13 protein-coding genes and 1 riboswitch are annotated in these 17,660 nt (G+C 74.9%); of the genes, 7 read left to right on the plus strand and 6 right to left on the minus strand.

Annotated elements, in window-relative coordinates; translation table 11 throughout:
- Window positions 1–34: 34 nt before the first annotated feature.
- Both ACWGE1_RS12370 and ACWGE1_RS12375 read right to left on the minus strand, forming a co-directional pair.
- On the minus strand, window positions 35–2,098 hold the full coding sequence (locus ACWGE1_RS12370; RefSeq protein WP_453420452.1) for a VMAP-C domain-containing protein: 2,064 nt from the start codon (window positions 2,096–2,098) through the stop codon (window positions 35–37).
- A complete protein-coding gene (locus ACWGE1_RS12375) occupies window positions 2,095–3,354 on the minus strand; it encodes a hypothetical protein (RefSeq protein ID WP_453420453.1) in 1,260 nt (419 codons plus the stop codon). Before ACWGE1_RS12375 ends, ACWGE1_RS12370 begins: the two co-directional genes overlap by 4 nt.
- Before the next feature lie 228 nt (window positions 3,355–3,582).
- On the opposite strand from ACWGE1_RS12375, the gene ACWGE1_RS12380 reads away from it, so the two are divergent.
- Both ACWGE1_RS12380 and ACWGE1_RS12385 read left to right on the plus strand, forming a co-directional pair.
- The gene (locus ACWGE1_RS12380) at window positions 3,583–4,548 is read left to right on the plus strand and encodes a trypsin-like serine peptidase (protein ID WP_453420454.1); all 966 of its coding nucleotides are present in this window, start codon (window positions 3,583–3,585) and stop codon (window positions 4,546–4,548) included.
- Between the two features lie 114 nt (window positions 4,549–4,662).
- Window positions 4,663–5,265 (plus strand): TetR/AcrR family transcriptional regulator, encoded by a 603-nt coding sequence (locus ACWGE1_RS12385; RefSeq protein WP_453420455.1) that lies wholly within the window; start codon window positions 4,663–4,665, stop codon window positions 5,263–5,265.
- Between the two features lie 246 nt (window positions 5,266–5,511).
- Here ACWGE1_RS12385 and ACWGE1_RS12390 read toward each other — a convergent pair whose 3' ends face one another.
- Window positions 5,512–6,459: an oxidoreductase gene (locus tag ACWGE1_RS12390; protein ID WP_453420456.1), complete on the minus strand. Its 948-nt coding sequence runs from the start codon at window positions 6,457–6,459 to the stop codon at window positions 5,512–5,514.
- A gap of 156 nt (window positions 6,460–6,615) precedes the next feature.
- Between ACWGE1_RS12390 and cbiE the strand changes: the two genes are divergently transcribed.
- Genes cbiE through ACWGE1_RS12410 form a run of 4 tightly spaced genes read left to right on the plus strand, consistent with a single transcriptional unit; the run spans window position 6,616 to window position 9,996 of the window.
- On the plus strand, window positions 6,616–7,893 hold the full coding sequence (gene cbiE / locus ACWGE1_RS12395) for a precorrin-6y C5,15-methyltransferase (decarboxylating) subunit CbiE (protein WP_453420457.1): 1,278 nt from the start codon (window positions 6,616–6,618) through the stop codon (window positions 7,891–7,893).
- Window positions 7,890–8,639, plus strand: coding sequence for a precorrin-4 C(11)-methyltransferase (cobM, locus tag ACWGE1_RS12400; protein WP_453420458.1), 750 nt, complete (start codon window positions 7,890–7,892; stop codon window positions 8,637–8,639). The genes cbiE and cobM overlap by 4 nt, the downstream gene beginning before the upstream one ends.
- Entirely contained in the window at window positions 8,629–9,396 is a 768-nt protein-coding gene (locus ACWGE1_RS12405; protein WP_453420459.1) for a cobalt-precorrin-6A reductase, read from the plus strand. Before cobM ends, ACWGE1_RS12405 begins: the two co-directional genes overlap by 11 nt.
- Before the next feature lie 36 nt (window positions 9,397–9,432).
- Complete coding sequence (locus ACWGE1_RS12410; protein ID WP_453420460.1) at window positions 9,433–9,996, plus strand: GNAT family N-acetyltransferase; 564 nt, start codon at window positions 9,433–9,435, stop codon at window positions 9,994–9,996.
- A gap of 95 nt (window positions 9,997–10,091) precedes the next feature.
- Here ACWGE1_RS12410 and ACWGE1_RS12415 read toward each other — a convergent pair whose 3' ends face one another.
- From ACWGE1_RS12415 to ACWGE1_RS12425, 3 genes are read right to left on the minus strand one after another with little or no spacing between them, the layout of a single operon-like run.
- A complete protein-coding gene (locus ACWGE1_RS12415) occupies window positions 10,092–11,591 on the minus strand; it encodes a precorrin-2 C(20)-methyltransferase (RefSeq protein WP_453420461.1) in 1,500 nt (499 codons plus the stop codon).
- A complete protein-coding gene (locus ACWGE1_RS12420; RefSeq protein WP_453420462.1) occupies window positions 11,588–12,235 on the minus strand; it encodes a precorrin-8X methylmutase in 648 nt (215 codons plus the stop codon). The genes ACWGE1_RS12415 and ACWGE1_RS12420 overlap by 4 nt, the downstream gene beginning before the upstream one ends.
- Window positions 12,232–13,578: a cobalamin biosynthesis protein CobG gene (locus ACWGE1_RS12425; RefSeq protein WP_453420463.1), complete on the minus strand. Its 1,347-nt coding sequence runs from the start codon at window positions 13,576–13,578 to the stop codon at window positions 12,232–12,234. Before ACWGE1_RS12425 ends, ACWGE1_RS12420 begins: the two co-directional genes overlap by 4 nt.
- A gap of 265 nt (window positions 13,579–13,843) precedes the next feature.
- Window positions 13,844–13,975: riboswitch (cobalamin riboswitch) on the plus strand.
- Window positions 13,976–14,017: 42 nt separating this feature from the next.
- Between ACWGE1_RS12425 and cobN the strand changes: the two genes are divergently transcribed.
- Window positions 14,018–17,635, plus strand: a complete 3,618-nt coding sequence (cobN, locus tag ACWGE1_RS12430; protein WP_453420464.1) for a cobaltochelatase subunit CobN — start codon at window positions 14,018–14,020, stop codon at window positions 17,633–17,635.
- The last annotated feature ends 25 nt before the right edge of the window (window positions 17,636–17,660 follow it).

A 17,660-nucleotide genomic window follows, 5' to 3' on the forward strand; every position in this document is an offset into this window, starting at 1 on the left:
CCTCTTCGGTCATGCCTTCTGTCAGTGGTCGGGGTCAGGCCAGGGACCGGAGGCCCGGCATGTCGTCGGGATCGTCCCACAGCAGCACCAACTGGTCTGCCCCCGAGGGCGGTTGATGGGCGCGCGCGGATCCCGTGGCGGCGCCGGCGGCCGCCCGGCGCACCTCCCGCACGCGTGCGGGCAGGGCCAGTACGTCCAGTGCGCCGGGGTCGGGGCGGCCGTCCGGCCCGGCCGGGACCAGCAGGTCGAGGAGTGCGGGTGCCGGTACGCCGCCCCCGCGCCGCCAAACGGCCACCGGGAGCCCGCCTTCGAGTACGGCCTCCAGCAGTCCGGCGTGCGGGGCGGCCGTGGTGTGCGCGAGGACGCAGGCGGGCGCGGGCCGCGCTGCCAGTTCCATCCCGAGCACGTCCGTGACCTCGGCGTCCGCCAGGACCCGTACGGCGTCGGGGTGCCGGCCTCCCCGGGCGTGCAGCCAGCGCCAGGCGCCGTGCCATTCGGCCCGGGTGTCCGCCCGCTCCTGCGGGCAGCGCACCACCACCTGGTGGAGCAGGCCGAGGGCGCGGCGGCGGCCGGCCGGGCCGCGGGGCACCGGCCACTGGTCGAAGTCGGCGTCGAGCAGCTCGTACGGCACGTGGAACTCGATGCGGTCCACGGCGGCGTACGCCGGCTGCCCGGTCTCGCCGCCGGCCCCCGGCGCGCCGCCGATCAGGGCGAGCTGCCGGACGAGTTCCTCCCGTACCTCCTCCAGCCGGACCGGTGCCCCCTCCGACTCCCATATGTGCTCGGTCCGTTCGCCCCGCAGCCACATCCGCGCCAGGAACCCGGACCCACCGCCCGGCGGGGCCTCCAGCCCGACGTGCACGACCGTCCGGCGGGCCGGGGGCGGGGGCGGGGGCAGCACCGGCAGGGCGAGGCGCTCGCGGGTGGCGCGCACCCAGCCGGAGAGCCGGTCCGCCCACTGCGCGTCGCCCGCGGCGGCGGCCCGGTCCGCGAGGAACCGTACGAAGGGCACCGCCAGCGGCATCCCGCCGCGCCCGCCCTGGCGCTCGTCGAGGTCCTGGACCACTTCCAGCAGCCCGTCACCGGGCAGGCCGCCGCGCGCCGGGGTGGTGCAGCCGGCCGCCGTGAACGCCCAGGCGTAGGCATCGTGGGCGCAGCGCGGCAGCTCGCGGCCCTCGAAGAGCTCGCCGAGCCCGTCCCAGGCCGCCTGGTCGAGGCGGGTCGCTGCGGACGTCCCGGCTCCGGACGGCACCTCGTCGAGGAAGGAGCAGGCGTCCCAGTTCCGGTCCACGATGAACTGCGGCAGCTGCCAGCCCTCGCCGCGCTCGCGCAGCTCCTGGAAGGTGCGGTGGATGCTGAGGGCGGCCACGAGCAGCCCGCTGACGCTCTCCCGTACGGACCGCCCGCCGAGTTCGCCGAGCAGGGCCTCGGTGAACCGGCCGGCTCCGCGCTCGGGATCGTTCTGGGCGACCTCGCCCTCGCGGGAGGCGTAGAGCCGGAACTGCCGCCGTCCCGGGACCGAACTGCCGCCGCCGTAGTCGGTGTTGCCGAAGTTCCACCGGGTGTCGCGGGGTGCGTCGACCCGGCAGGAGTCCACGAGTGCGGCCTGCAGCGGGAAGCGGCGCTGCTTGACCAGGTCGGTCCGCCACCAGCGCAGCGCCGAGTCGAGGTTGAGGTGTCTGATCTGGCTGGGGCGGGCGTCGGCGCAGGGCAGCATCAGCTCCTGGCGCGGCCCGAGGTAGCCGTGTCCGGCCCAGAAGATCCACAGCAGGTCGCCGTCGCACTGCGGGAGTTCGTCGAGCAGCGCCGATTTCACGTTCTCCTCGGTCGCCGGCCGGTACGCCGTGCGCAGGACGGTCATCGCCGGGGAGTCCGTCCAGTCGTGGTCGCCCGGCTCGTCGAGCGGGGACAGCAGCAGCCGGATGTTGCCGGGCGGCACCTCGGCGGGGCCGGTCAGCCAGCGGGCGAAGCGCAGGGCGTCGCGGGCGGGACCGCGCAGGTTCCAGCGGTGGCTGATGTCGTAGCGCTCGACCCCGGCGACGAGCGCGAAGGTGCGCTGCGGTCCGAGGGCCGGGGGCAGGAAGTCGGCGGGGGTCACCCGATCTCCGCCTCGGTCACCGCCTGTTCGATCCGCTCGTAGAGGGAGTGCTGTTTCCAGTACGCGCTGTGGCAGGCCGGGAAGGGCTGCCGGCTGCGGATCTCGTGGTCGGTGACGCGCGGATCGCCGGGGAAGACGGGCCCGGCGAGGTAGGCGAGGACGTCGTGGCGGTCGTAGACGTTGAGCCAGCGCGGAAAGCCGTAGGGGAGCTTCGCGCCGGGTTCGAGCGCGGTCAGCGCGCCGAGCTCGTGGAGGAAGGGGGCCTGCGAGCCGACGGTGACCAGGAGCTCCACCCCAGGGACGGCCTCACCGCGGGCGGCGGCGATGGTGAGGAGGTCCACCAGCGCGATCCCGCCGAGGCTGTGGCCGATGAGCACGGTCGGTCCGGGACCGGCGGTGATCCGGGTGTGCAGGAAGTCCCGCAGCTCGTGGCCGCGGGCCTGGTAGCGCAGGACGTCGCCGAGGACGGGGGTGGCGCCGACGGTGAGGGAGCCGCGCCGGGCGTCGAGCAGGGGCTGGGTGGTGACCCGCTGGGCGAGCCGGCCGAGGACGGCGGCCACGCGGGCGCCGGGAACACGGCCGTCACCGCCGAGGCGGCCCGTGAGCAGTTCGACGAGGCGGTCGCGTTCGGCGCCGGTGCAGTCGGCCTCGTCCCCGGCGGCGGCGAGGGCGGATGCGGTCACGGCCCGGGCGAGGGCGGTGGCCAGCTCGCGGGCCTGCGGCTCGTCGGCGGCGCGCGCCCCGGCCCGGGCCGCCTCGGCGGAGCGGGTGGTGGATTCCAGGGCGGCGGCGAAGCCCGCGGCGAGGCCGGTGCCGTGCAGCAGGGCGCCGAGCTCGTCCCCGGTGCGCGCCGGCTCGGGCGGTAATCCCTCCAGCAGTCCGAGGACGCGGGCTCCGGCGGCCTGCACGCCGGGCATCGCGAAGCCGTCGTCCCAGCCGCCCCCGCCGTCCGCGCCGTCCGCGGCCGCCCAGCCCGCCTCGGCCAGGACCCGCAGCTCGCACAGCGGGTCGGCGAGCAGCAGCGCCCACTCGGCCGTCTCCGCGTCCACGGGGTCGGGCGCCTCCTGCGTGCGGGGGCGCAGTCCCGGTACGGAGCGGCCGCCCGCGCCGAGGGTCGCGCCGAACCGGTCGCCCCAGTAACAGGACTCGACTCGGGCTCCGGCGAATGTGGCGGTCAGCCCCTCCCGGACCTGCGCGAACAGCCGCTCGTGCCGCTCGCGCCGCACCCCCGTACCGTGGACAAAGAGAAAACGCATCGCAGCCCGGCCCCCTCGCGCAATCGTCCCCCGACCCGGCACCATAGCCCGGCGGGGGTAACAGGGGCCATGGAACGTCGAGTTCGGCGTGCGCGCGCGGGTCCGGGCGGCGGCAGGGGGATCGGACGGCGAGAGCCTGTGAGCACGGACACGTGTCCCGTGCGGAACCCGGACCGCCGCTCCCCCATCGAACGAAGAGTCGGAAGGCGTATGGAGCGGGAGTACCACATGGTCGGCAAGGTTGACGGGCGGGAACGGGAGCGGGGCCGGATCGCCCCACGGGGCTCCGTGGCCGTCGGCCTGGTGTGCACCCTGGTGCTCGCGGGAGTCGGGTACGTCGCCTGGGAACTGCGCGGCATCGCCGCCAACCGCGCGGACGGCGATCCGGCTCTGGGGATCTACCAGCAGGACCCCGAGCGCGCCGACAGGACGGCGGCCGCGGTACTGGACGGGATCGTCCGGGAGGCGCCGGAGCCGCCGACGGACGGCAGGGTCTTCACCGACGGCGTCTCGGCGGACTGGCGCTACGCCGGATGGCAGCCCTCCGACCCCCTGGAGGCCCGGCCCGCCCCGGCCGAGCCCGCCATCGGCGCGCTCTTCTCCCCCGGCTCCGACGGCGACCCGGACCACCACTGCTCGGCGGTCGTGGTCCACTCCCCGGCGGGCGACCTCATCGCCACGGCCGCGCACTGCGTGTACGGCGGCGGCTTCCGCACCAACCTCGCCTTCGCGCCCGGCTACCAGGACGGTGTGGCGCCGTACGGCGTCTGGGTGCCCACCCGGATCGATGTGGACCCGCGCTGGACGCAGGGACAGGATCCCGACCACGACGTCGCCTTCGTCCGGCTGCGCCGCCCCGGCTATCCCGGCCAGCGGCTGGAGGACGTCACGGGGGCCGAGACCATGGGCTTCGGCGCCGAACTGCCTGCGCCCGCACGGCTCGTGGGCTATCCGAACGTCTCCGAGCAGCCGCTGGAATGCCGGAACACCGCCGTCCCGGCCGGGCCGACGCAGGTGCGGCTGGACTGTGCGGACGTCCCGAACGGCACCAGCGGCGGCCCGGTGCTGACCTCCCGCAACACCCTGATCGGGGTGATCGGCGGCCGCGACGGCGGCGGGGACGACGAGACCTCGTACAGCGTCCACTTCGGCGACAGCGTCCGCGTCCTGTACGAGCGCGCCACCAAGCCCTGACCCCTTCCGGAGGATCCTTCCCGAAAGGTCTCCCGTTCATCGGAGTTGCTAGGCTCGTCGGCACGGATTTCGCGCATCATCAGGGACGCAGACGCACACCGACGGGACCGCACCATGTCACCGAAGCAACAACGCGGCGAGGCCACCGTCGATCTGCTCCTGACCACCGCACTGCGGGTGTTCGCCGAGTCCGGACAGCAGGGCTTCACCGTGAACGCGGTCGTTTCCGCCAGCGGGGTCAGCCTCGGCAGCCTCTACCACCACTTCGGCAGCTTCGACGGCCTCGCCGCCGCCCTCTACATCCGGTGCATGAACGAGCTGTGCGACGACATGGTCGCCGCCCTCACCCGGTGCCGGACGGCCCGCACCGGTGTGCGTTCGTGGGTGACCTCCTACCTGACGTTCACACAGGAACACCGCGACGTGGCGCTGTTCCTGCACGCCTCCGCCTACTCCGGTTACCTGGTGGCCCACGCCGAGGAGATCGGCGCGGCCAAGGCGGAGAAGTTCGCGGCCATCATGCAGTGGCTGGGGGTGCGCATGCAGCGCGGCGAGATCGCCCCGCTCCCCGCCCCCGTGGTCGAGGTACTGGTCATGGGTCCACTGGCCGAGGCCGCCCGGCGCTGGCTGTCCAGCACGTACGAGATCGACCTCACCGAGGCCGCCCGCTACCTCCCCGACCACATCTGGCGTTCCCTGCGCCCGGATCCCGCCTGAACCCACCCGGTCCCCCGCCGGGACTGCCGCGGCCGGCGCGGCGGGCGCGGCGGGCGTCAGGAGTGCGAGGGGTGCGAGGGGTGTGACGATCGTGACGGGCGTGGGTTTCTGGGTGGTTGTCCGGCTCGTCGTCGTTCATGCCGCAGAGTCTGCTGCGCAGGGGGCGCTCGCGTCAGGTCCGAGCCGGGGCGCCCGGGGGCAACCCGGGGGCGGACGGACTCACTTCGGAGCGCCCCTGCGGCCGGTTCAGCGCGGCAGAGCGGCGTACGGGACTCCGGTCAGCTTCTCGGAGGCGGCCCAGAGGAGCTCGCCGGACCTGTCGTCCAGGGTCCACCGGGCCCGCCAGGACCGTGCGGGCGCCCCGCGCCAGCCGAACCGCGGGCCGATGAACGCGTCCGGCCGGACCCCGGGAGCGGTGGCCGCGTAGAGGGTGGGCAGCGCGCCCGAGGCGGTGGGCTGGGCCAGGACCGCGTTGCCGAAGGCCGCCACCCGCGAGTTGAGGGTCGCGCCCTCCAGCTTCGACGCTCCGGAGTGGAGGTTGCTGGAGGCGTATCCGGGGTGGGCCGCGACGGCGGTGATCGGGGAGCCGGCGGCCTCGAAGCGGCGGGACAGCTCGTGCGTGAAGAGCAGGTTGGCCGTCTTGGAGCGGCCGTAGGCGACCCAGCGCCGGTAGCCGTGCTCACCGCCCGGGTCGCCCTGGTCCGCGTCGGCGGGGTCGATCCTGCCCAGCACGTGGAAGCCGCTGGAGACGTTGACGATCCGGGCCCCGGGGGCGGCCGCGCGCAGTCCCGGCAGCAGCAGGCCGGTCAGGGCGAAGTGCCCGAGGTGGTTGACCCCGAACTGCGTCTCGAACCCGTCGGCGGTCCGCCCGTAGGGAAGGGCCATCACACCGGCGTTGTTGATCAGCAGGTCCAGCCGGGCGTGCCGCTTCCCGCAGGCGGCGGCGAACTCCCGTACGGAGGCCAGGTCGGCGAGGTCCAGGGGTATGAACTCCACCTCGGCGCCCGGTACCTGCGACCGCAGCCGGACCACGGCGGCCCGCCCGCGGGCCGCGCTCCGGCAGGCCAGCACGACCGAGGCTCCGCGGCGGGCGAGCTCGCGGGCGGTGACGTAGCCGATACCGCTGTTGGCCCCGGTGACGACGGCGGTCCGGCCGCTCTGGTCGGGGATGTGCGTGGCGTTCCAGCCGGGCATGGCGGCTCCCTCGCGAGACAGTGGGTTACCGAGGGTAGCCCGCGAGGGTCCCGGGAGTGTCGCGAGGGCGGGCGCGACCCCCGCAACCGCAGGCCAGTAGGCTGCGGGTCCGCCCTCTTTCCCCGTCCCGTCGGCCCGTCCCCGAGGAACCGCGCAGTGAGCTCCCCGCCGCCCCCCATACCCGTGTCGGTCGTCGGCCTCGGCGCAGACGGCTGGGCCGGACTGACCGCCCCCGGCCGGGCCGCGCTGTCCTGCGCCGAGGTACTGATCGGCGGGCCGCGCCAGCTGGACCTGCTGCCCGCCGCCGAGTGCGCCGGTGAGCGGGTGGCCTGGCCGAGCCCGCTGCGGCCCGCCGTGCCGAAGCTGATGGCCGAGCACGCCGGCCGCCGGATCGCGGTGCTGGCCAGCGGCGACCCCATGTTCTACGGCATCGGCCGCGCGCTCGCCGAGGAGCTCGGGCCGCGGTCCCTGCGGGTCCACCCGCACCCCTCGTCGGTGTCCTACGCCTGCGCCCGCCTGGGCTGGCCGGTGGAGGACACCGAGGTGATCACGGTGGTCGGCCGCCCGGTGGCCCGGCTCGCGGCCGCGCTCCACGACGGGCGCCGCGTGCTGGTGCTCAGCGCCGGAGCGGCGTCCCCGAACGAGATCGCCGCGACTCTGCGGGAGCGGGGCTTCGGCCCGACCCGGATGCGGGTGCTGGAACAGCTCGGGTCCGAGCGCGAGGACACGTACGAGGGCCACGCCGACGGCTGGGACCACGCACCCGGCGATCCCCTGAACGTGGTGGCGCTCGACTGCCGCCGGGACCCGGCCCACGCCGCACCCCGCCTCGGCGCGACGCCCGGCCTGCCGGACGCCGCGTACGAACACGACGGGCAGCTCACCAAGCGCCACGTCCGGGCCGCGACCCTGTGCGCGCTGGCCCCGGCCCCGGGCGAGCTGCTGTGGGACATCGGCGGCGGCTCCGGCTCCATCGGCATCGAATGGATGCGCACGCACCCCTCGTGCCGGGCGGTGGCGGTGGAGCGCGTCCCGGAGCGGGCCGCGCGCATCACCCGTAACGCGGCGGCGCTCGGCGTACCCGGCCTGCGCGTGGTCATCGGCGCCGCACCGGCGGCGCTGGCCGGTCTGCCGGCCCCCGACGCCGTGTTCATCGGCGGCGGGCTGACCGCGCCCGGCCTGCTGGACGCGGCCTGGGCCGCCCTGGCCCCCGGCGGCCGGCTGGTGGTCAACACCGTCACCCTGGAGTCGGAGGCGGTCCTCGCCGAGCGCCACCGGCGCCACGGCGGCGACCTGGTGAAGCTCGCCGTCGCGCACGCCGTGCCGGTCGGCGGTTTCACGGGCTGGCGGCAGGCGATGCCGGTCACCCAGTGGTCAGTGACGAAGTCGGACGGACCGGCCGCCGGGCCGGCCGGGGAGAAGGATCAAACATGACCGTGTACTTCATCGGTGCGGGCCCCGGCGCCGCCGACCTGATCACCGTGCGCGGCGCCCGGACCCTGGCCGCCGCCCCCGTCTGCCTGTACGCGGGCAGCCTCGTGCCGCGCGAGCTGCTGGCCGAGTGCCCGGCGGACGCCCGGCTGGTCGACACCTCGCAGCTGAACCTGGACGAGATCATCGCCGAGTGCGTACGGGCCCACGCGGCGGGCCAGGACGTGGCGCGGCTGCACTCCGGCGACCCGTCGATCTTCAGCGCGGTCGCGGAACAGATGCGGCGGCTCGACGCGGCCGGCATCCCGTACGAGGTCGTCCCCGGCGTCCCGGCGTTCGCCGCGGCCGCCGCCGCCCTCAAGCGGGAGCTGACCGTCCCCACCGTCGGGCAGACGGTGATCCTGACCCGGATCGCCCAGCAGGCCACCCCGATGCCGCCCGGCGAGGACCTGGCCACCCTCGGCCGCAGCGGCGCGCTGCTGGTGCTGCACCTGGCCACCCGCTACGTGGACCGGGTCGTCGACGAGCTGCTGCCGCACTACGGGGCCGAGTGCCCGGTGGCGGTGGTGGCGATGGCCAGCCGCCCCGACGAGCTGATCCTGCGCGGCACCCTGGCCGACATCGCCGCACAGGTGAAGGAGGCGGGCCTGGTGCGCACCGCCGTCATCGTGGTGGGCCGCACCCTCGGCGCGGAGCAGTTCCGCGACAGCCACCTGTACTCGCCCGAGCGCGACCGGCATGTCTGCTGACGGGCCCGCGGCGCACGTCCTGATCCTGGGCGGCACGACGGAGGCCCGGCGCCTCGCGGAGGCACTGGCCCAGGACCCCTCGTACCGGGTGACCACCTCGCTGGCGGGGCGGGTCGGCTCGCCCGTGCTCCCGCCGGGCGAGACCCGGATCGGCGGCTTCGGCGGGCCCGAGGGGCTGGCCGCCTGGATCGGCTCCCACGGGGTCACCCGTCTGGTCGACGCCACCCATCCGTTCGCGGAGCGGATGAGCTTCAACGCGGCCGCGGCGGCGGCGCTCTCGGGCGTCCCGCTGCTGGCGCTGCGCCGCCCCGGCTGGACACCCGGCCCGGGGGACGCGTGGACCTTCACCGACTCCCTCGCCGGGGCGGCCGGTCTGCTGCCGGGGCTGGGCGGCCGGGTGTTCCTGACCACCGGCCGGATGGGCCTGCACACCTTCGCCGAACTCACCGACACCTGGTTCCTGGTGCGTTCGGTGGACCCGCCGGCGCCGCCGGTGCCCCCGCGCCTCGAAGTCCTGCTGGCCCGGGGCCCGTTCACCCTGGACGACGAGCGGGATCTGCTCGCACGGCACCGGATCGACGTCCTGGTGACGAAGGACAGCGGCGGCTCGGCCACCGCCCCCAAGCTGACGGCTGCCCGCGAGGCGGGCATCCCGGTGGTGGTCGTGCGCCGGCCCCCGGTTCCGGCGGGAGTCGAGGAGACCGGCTCGGTCGAGGCAGTCCGCGACTGGCTGCGCGTAAGCTGTCAGGAAAAGTGATTGCCCCGGGGGCCGGGCTCACGTTGGGTGGGCGGCATGACCGAACTGCACACCGACCGCCTCGTCCTGCGCCCGTGGCGGGACTCCGACCTCGAACCCTGGGCGGCGATGAACGCCGATCCCGAGGTGCGCCGACACCTGGGCGACCTGCTCACCCGTGAGCAGAGCGAGGCCTCCATCGTGCGGTTCCGGGCCGCCTTCGACCGGCGGGGCTACGGCTGGTGGGCCGTCGAGGTCCGCGCCACGGGTGAGTTCATCGGCTTCGCGGGCATGGACCACGTGGACGACGGCATGCCGTTCACCGGCGTGGAGATCGGCTGGAGGCTCGCCCGGGCGGCCTGGGGACAGGGCTACGCCACCGAGGCGGCGCGTGCGGTGCTGGCCCACGGCTTCGACGCGCTCGGGCTGCCCGAGATCCTCGCGGTGACGACGGCCGGCAACCTCCGCTCCCAGGCGGTGATGCAGCGGATCGGGATGACCCGGGACCCGGCCGACGACTTCGACGACCCCGACGCGCCCGAAGGCCCGCTGCGGCCGAACGTGCTGTTCCGCCTGGCCCGCGGCGCGGCCGCGGGAGCCGGCACGCCCGCGGCCGACTGAACAGCCGCAGGACATCCGGCTCCGGAACGCGGGGAAGGCCCGGTGCGGTCGTCGCACCGGGCCTTCCCCATGTTCCGTTCTGCCTCACCCGGTCATCACGGGTACCGGCGCGGCGTCCAGGTGATCCTCGACCCGTCGGCCCGCTCGGTGACCTGCGTCTGCGAGGAGCCGATCAGCAGGAGCGTGCGCATGTCCACCTCGGACGGCTCCAGTTCGGCGAGCGTGACGATCCGTACCGACTGCCCGGGGCCGCCCACGTCGCGCGCCACGACCACCGGGGTCCCGGGCGAGCGCAGCTCCAGCAGCAGCTCGCGGGCCTGGGCCACCTGCCAGGTCCGGCTGCGCGAGCCGGGGTTGTAGAGGGCCAGCACCAGATCGGCCGCGGCGGCAGCCCGCAGCCGCTCCGCGATGACCTCCCAGGGCTTGAGCCGGTCCGAGAGGGAGATGGTGGCGTAGTCGTGGCCCAGCGGGGCGCCGGCCGCGGCGGCCGCCGCGTTGGCCGCGGTCACCCCCGGCATGACCCGTACCGGCACGTCCTTGTACTCCGTCTGCCCGGCCACCTCGAGGACCGCCGTGGCCATGGCGAAGACGCCGGGGTCGCCGCCGGAGACCACGGCCACGCGCTTGCCGCGCCGGGCGAGGTCGAGGGCGAACTCGGCGCGCTCCGACTCCACCTTGTTGTCGGAGCCGTGCCGGATCTGCCCGGGCCGTACGGGCACCCGGTCCAGGTAGGTCGTGTAGCCGACCAGCACCTCGGCGTCGGCCAGCGCGCGCCGGGTCTGCGGGGTGAGCCACAGCGGGCCGGCCGGGCCGGTGCCCACGACGACGACCTCGCCGGGGCCGGACGGCACGCTGCCCGGGTTGCCGATGCGGCTGGGGACCACGGCGACGGCGAAGTACGGCACGCTGTCGGCGTCGGTGTCGGCGAGGAGGCCGGTGCGCTCGCCCTCCATGGTGGCGCGCTCGACGTAGCGGGCCTCGGCGAGCCGGCCGCTGTTCTCCATCGCGCCGCGGACGGCGGGGAAGGTCCGGCCGAGCTTCATCACGACCGCCGAGTCGGTGGCGGCGAGGCGGGCGGTGAGCTCCTCCTCGGACAGGGTGCCGGGGAGGATGGTCAGGACCTCCTCGCCCTCCACGAGCGGGGTGCCGAGCCGGGCGGCGGCGGCGCTCACGGAGGTGACGCCGGGGATGACCTCGGTCTCGTACCGGTCCGCGAGCCGCTTGTGCATGTGCATGTACGAGCTGTAGAAGAGCGGGTCGCCCTCCGCAAGCACGGCGACGGTCCGGCCGGCGTCCAGGTGGGCGGCGAGGCGGGCCGCGGCGGCCTCGTAGAACTCCTCCATCGCGCCCTGGTAGCCGCCGGGGTGGTCGGTGGTCTCGGTGGTGACCGGGTAGACCAGCGGTTCCTCGACGTGGTCCGCGCGCAGGTGCTTCGCGGCGATCGAGCGGGCGATGGAACGGCCGTGGCGGGCGCTGTGGTAGGCCACGACGTCGGCCTCGGCGATCACCTCGACGGCGCGCAGGGTCATCAGCGACGGGTCGCCGGGGCCGAGCCCGACCCCGTACAGCCGCCCCTTGGGCTCGGCGACGCTCATTCGGCCACGCTCGCAATGGCGTTGACGGCGGCGGCGGCCATCGCGCTGCCGCCGCGCCGGCCGCGCACGATCAGGTGGTCGAGCCCGGAGGGGTGGGCGGCGAGGGCGTCCTTGGACTCGGCGGCGCCGATGAAACCGACGGGAACCCCGATGACGGCGGCCGGGCGCGGGGCGCCCTCCTCGATCATCTCCAGCAGCCGGAACAGCGCGGTCGGCGCGTTGCCGACGGCGATCACCGAACCCTCCAGCAGGCCGCGGTCGCGCCACACCTCCAGGGCGGCGGCGCTGCGCGTGGTGCCCATCCTCGCGGCGAGCTCCGGTACGGCCGGGTCGGAGAGCGTGCAGATCACGTCGTTGTCGGCGGGCAGCCGCTTGCGGGTGACACCGCTGGCGACCATCTGCACGTCGCACAGGATCGGCGCGCCCGCCTCCAGTGCGGCGCGGGCGCGCAGCACGACCTCGGGGGTGAAGCCGAGGTCCTGCGGGAGGTCGGTCATCCCGCAGGCGTGGATCATGCGCACCGCGACCTGGGCGACCGTGTCGGGCAGCCCGGAGAGGTCCGCCTCGGCGCGGATCGTGGCAAAGGACTGGCGGTAGATGGCCGCGCCGTCCTTCTCGTACTCAAACACGGTGTACTCGCTCATTTCTTCACTACGTCGGGGTCGGTGCGGGCGTCCGCGAGTGCCGCGGCAAGTTCGGAGGGCGGTACGTCGTCGCGTACGGGGCGGCCGGGGGTGGCGATCCGGTATCCGGTCCCGGTGGCGACCAGATCCACCCAGGCGGTGCCGCGCGGATGGCCGCAGCGGCGCTCGCAGCCGGACCAGTGCACGGGCAGCGGTCCGCGCGCCCGCTCGGCGACGGCCCGCGCGTCTGCGCGTACGTCCGCGAGGGATTTCGCGCAACCCGGCTGCCCGGTACAGGCGGTGACGGACTCCCAGGGGCTGCCGGGGGCGAGGACCAGCCCGGCGGCCTCGATGCGGGCGGCGCCGTTGATGGGCCTGCGGGCGCTCGCCGAGGGCAGGATGACGCTGCGCCAGGGGGTGACGCGCAGCTGGCCGCTCCCCCGGTCCGCGACCTGCAGCAGGACCCGCCACTGGGCGGAGGTGAGCCGGCCGAGCGGGGGCAGGACGCACAGGGTCTCACGGTCGTGCACGCCCGCGCCCCACGGCCGGGGCGGCGGAGCGTACGGCCATTCCACCGCGCCAGTGGTCTTCGCGTCGATCCCCCCGGCTGCCAGGCGCAGGGCGAACCCGGCCGCGTGCAGCGGGTGTTCGGCGGGCAGTTCGGACACCCGCCAGGCGCGGGTGCCCGCCGCCGCGGCGGCGTCGAGGAAATAGCGGGCGGCCAGCAGCGCCGCCTGCGGGGCGTCCTGTCCGGCCAGCTCGACGGCGTCGGCGGCCCGGCCGAGGCGGACCAGTGCCCGGCCGCCGGGGCGGCCGAGGACGGTCACGTCGGGGCCGAGTGACGCCACGTCACCGCGCCCGTCGTCGAAGGCGAAGAGGAACCGCCCGGACAGCGCGGCGGCCCAGGGGCTCGCGCACAGCAGCCGGTCGAAGTCCACGGCCCAGGCCAGTGCGTCGGGCCGGTCCGCGGCCGCCGTCCTGTCCACCGCCGTTCCGTCCGGCCCGTCCGGTCCGTCCAGTCCGGACATCGGTGTCGCCACGATGTTCCGTACCCGCTCATGGCTCGGCGCGGGCAGCAGCCCCGCTCCGTCCAGCAGCCGGGCGAGCCCGGCGACGCAGCCGTCGGCCAGGCCGCGCAGCTGCACGTTGCCGCGCGAGGTCAGCTCCAGGTGCCCGTCGCCGAACCGGTCGGCGGCGAGCGCCAGTACCGAGGCCTGCCGGACGGTCAGCAGCCCGGCCGGTACCCGGACCCTCGCCAGGAACCCGTCGTCCGCCGCGTGCAGTCGCAGCGCGCCGGGACAGGCGTCACCACGATCCCGTATGACGGGTTCGTCCCGCGATGCGGCGGAGGGGGGCTGGGGCATGGCCGCGAGCATACCCACGATTGCGGCCCCCCGACCTGTGTCCGTCACCACCCCGACCTGCGATTCCCCGCCGCCCCTCCAGCCCCGCAGCCCGCCCTTCCGGCCCCGCCGGCGTTTGAGGCGCGGGGTCCGGGGCAGAGCCCCGGCAACGGCGCCGCACCCGGAAGCGCACACCCGCCACCCCGGCGGGAGCGTCCGGCGCACCGCCACCACCCCACCCACCCCGGCCGGAGCGACCCGCCCCTAAGATGACCTTCCGGCGGACCACACGGTCCGCCGTCGCCGAGGACGGCGACATGGGAGGAAGCCCGGTGCGATTCCGGCGCGGTCCCGCCACTGTGAACCCCGCGGAGCGATCCCGCGCCCGGGGTGAGTCAGGAACTCCCGCTGTCCTCACACTGCCCGGGGCGCGGAAACCCCGAGGAAGGCCTGCCGCCGCATGATTCTGCTGCTGTCGACGTCCGACACCGATCTGCTCAGCGCCCGCGCAGCGAACACGGCGGACGGCCCCGTCCCGTACCGGTTCGCGAACCCCTCCCGTCTTCCCCTCGACGACCTCCCCGGCCTCCTCGACGGGGTCGACCTGGTCGTCGTACGTCTCCTCGGCGGCCTCCGCGCCTGGCAGGACGGCCTCGATCTGCTCCTGGCCCCGGGCCAGACCCGCCCGGTCGTGGTCCTGACCGGCGAGCAGGCACCGGACGCCCAGCTCATGGAGGCATCCACGGTCCCGATCGGCATCGCCGCCGAGGCCCACGGCTACCTCGCGCACGGCGGCCCGGCCAACCTGGAACAGCTGGCCCGCTTCCTCTCCGACACGGTCCTGCTGACCGGTCACGGCTTCGAGCCGCCCGCCGCCGCCCCCACCTGGGGCCCGCTGGAGCGCACGCCCGGGACCACCACCGGCCCGCGGATCGCCGTGCTCTACTATCGCGCCCACCAGATGAGCGGCAACACCTCCTTCGTGCACGCCCTGTGCGACGCGATCGAGGGCCATGACGCCCAGGCGCTGCCCCTGTACGTGTCCTCCCTGCGCACCCCCGAGCCGGAGCTGATCGCCGCGCTGGAGTCGGCCGACGCGGTCGTCACCACCGTCCTCGCGGCCGGCGGCACCAAGCCCGCCACCGCCTCGGCGGGCGGCGACGACGAGTCCTGGGACGCGGGCGCCCTCGCCGGGCTCGGCGTGCCGATCCTGCAGGCCCTGTGCCTGACCGGCTCGCGCTCCGCCTGGGAGGAGAACGACGAGGGCCTCTCCCCGCTGGACGCCGCCACGCAGGTCGCGGTGCCCGAGTTCGACGGCCGCCTGATCACCGTCCCGTTCTCCTTCAAGGAGCTCGACGAGGACGGCCTGCCCGCCTACGTGGCCGACCCCGAGCGGGCCGCCCGGGTCGCGGGGATCGCCGTACGCCACGCCCGGCTGCGGCACATCGACCGCCGCGACAAGAAGGTCGCGCTGGTCCTCTCGGCGTACCCGACCAAGCACTCCCGCATCGGCAACGCGGTCGGCCTCGACACCCCGGCCAGCGCCGTGGAGCTGCTGCGCACCCTCATCGCCGGCGGCTACGACTTCGGTCCCACCGAGAACATCCCCGGTCTGGTCTCCGGCGACGGCGACGAGCTGATCCGCGCCCTGATCGAGGCCGGCGGCCACGACCAGGACTGGCTGACCGAGGAGCAGCTGGCCCGCAACCCGGTCCGCATCCCTGCCGCCGACTACCGGCGCTGGTTCGCCGAGCTCCCGGCCGAGCTGCGCGACAGCGTCACCGAGCACTGGGGCGAGGCCCCGGGCAACATGTTCGTGGACCGCTCCGCGAACCCGGAGGGCGACATCGTGCTCGCGGCGCTGCGCCGCGGGAACCTCCTGATCCTCATCCAGCCGCCGCGCGGCTTCGGCGAGAACCCGATCGCGATCTACCACGACCCGGACCTGCCGCCCTCGCACCACTACCTGGCCGCGTACCGCTGGATCCAGGCGCGCGCCGAGGACGGCGGCTTCGGCGCCGACGCGATGATCCACCTGGGCAAGCACGGCAACCTGGAATGGCTGCCGGGCAAGAACGCCGGCCTGTCCGCGGCCTGCGCCCCGGACGCGGCCCTCGGCGACCTGCCGCTCATCTACCCCTTCCTGGTCAACGACCCGGGCGAGGGCACCCAGGCCAAGCGCCGCGTGCACGCCACCCTGGTCGACCACCTGGTGCCGCCGATGGCGCGCGCGGAGTCGTACGGCGACATCGCGCGGCTGGAGCAGCACCTGGACGAGTACGCCCAGATCTCCGCGATGGACCCGGCGAAGCTGCCCGCCATCCGCGCCCAGATCTGGACGCTGATCCAGGCCGCGAAGCTCCACCACGACCTGGGTCTGGAGGAGCGCCCGGACGACGAGGGCTTCGACGACTTCCTGCTGCACGTCGACGGCTGGCTGTGCGAGGTCAAGGACGCCCAGATCCGCGACGGCCTGCACGTCCTGGGCGGCGCGCCGACCGGTGAGTCCCGGGTCAACCTGGTCCTCGCGATCCTGCGCGCCCGTCAGATCTGGGGCGGTACGACGGCCCTGCCGGGTCTGCGCGAGGCGCTCGGCCTGGACGAGTCCAAGGCCACCCGTACCTCCGCGGACGAGGTCGAGGCCCAGGCCCGCGGCCTGGTCCAGGCGATGGAGGACGCGAACTGGGACCCCTCGGCCGTCTCCGCGGTCGCGGCCGGGCACTGCGCGGACGTGACCGCCGTCCTGACCTTCGCGGCGAACGAGGTGGTCCCGCGCCTGGCCGGCACCACGGACGAGATCGCGCACGTGGTCGCGGCCCTGGACGGCCGCTTCATCCCGGCGGGCCCCTCCGGCTCCCCGCTCCGCGGCCTGGTCAACGTCCTGCCGACGGGCCGCAACTTCTACTCGGTCGACCCCAAGGCCGTCCCCTCGCGCCTCGCGTGGGAGACGGGCCAGGCCCTGGCCGAGTCCCTGCTGAACCGCTACCGCACCGACAACGGCGAGTGGCCCGCCTCCGTGGGCCTGTCCCTGTGGGGCACGAGCGCGATGCGCACCTCGGGCGACGACGTGGCGGAGGCCCTCTCCCTCCTCGGCATCCGCCCGGTCTGGGACGAGGCCTCGCGCCGCGTCACCGGCCTGGAGCCGATCCCGCTCGCGGAGCTCGGCCGCCCCCGCATCGACGTGACGCTGCGCATCTCGGGCTTCTTCCGCGACGCGTTCCCGCACGTCATCGGCCTCCTCGACGACGCGGTCCGCCTGGCGGCCTCGCTGGAGGAGCCCGCCTCGGAGAACTTCATCCGGGCCCACGCCCAGGCGGACCTGGCCGAGCACGGTGACGAGCGGCGCGCGACGACCCGTATCTTCGGCTCGCGCCCGGGCACGTACGGCGCCGGCATCCTCCAGCTGATCGACTCGCGCGACTGGCGTACGGACGCCGACCTCGCGGAGGTCTACACGGTGTGGGGCGGCTACGCGTACGGCCGCGGCCTCGAAGGACGCCCCGCCCGGGACGAGATGGAGACGGCCTACAAGCGGATCACGGTCGCGGCGAAGAACACGGACACGCGCGAGCACGACATCGCGGACTCGGACGACTACTTCCAGTACCACGGCGGCATGGTGGCCACGGTCCGCGCCCTGCGCGGCACCGCTCCCGAGGCCTACATCGGCGACTCCACCCGCCCGGAGACGGTCAAGACCCGCACCCTGGTCGAGGAGACGTCGCGCGTCTTCCGGGCCCGTGTCGTGAACCCCAAGTGGATCGAGGCGATGCGCCGCCACGGCTACAAGGGCGCCTTCGAGCTCGCGGCGACGGTGGACTACCTCTTCGGCTACGACGCCACGACGGGTGTGGTCGCGGACTGGATGTACGACAAGCTCACCGAGACGTACGTCCTGGACCCGACCAACCGCGCCTTCCTGGAGGAGGCCAACCCGTGGGCCCTGCACGGCATCGCGGAGCGTCTGCTGGAGGCAGAGTCCCGCGGCATGTGGGAGAAGCCGGACCCGCAGATCCTCGAATCGCTGCGCCAGGTCTACCTGGACACGGAGGGCAACCTGGAGGGCGAGTCGGAGTAGGGCCGCTCCCGGAAAGGGGACGTCC

The organism is Streptomyces sp. NPDC054932 (assembly GCF_053610205.1).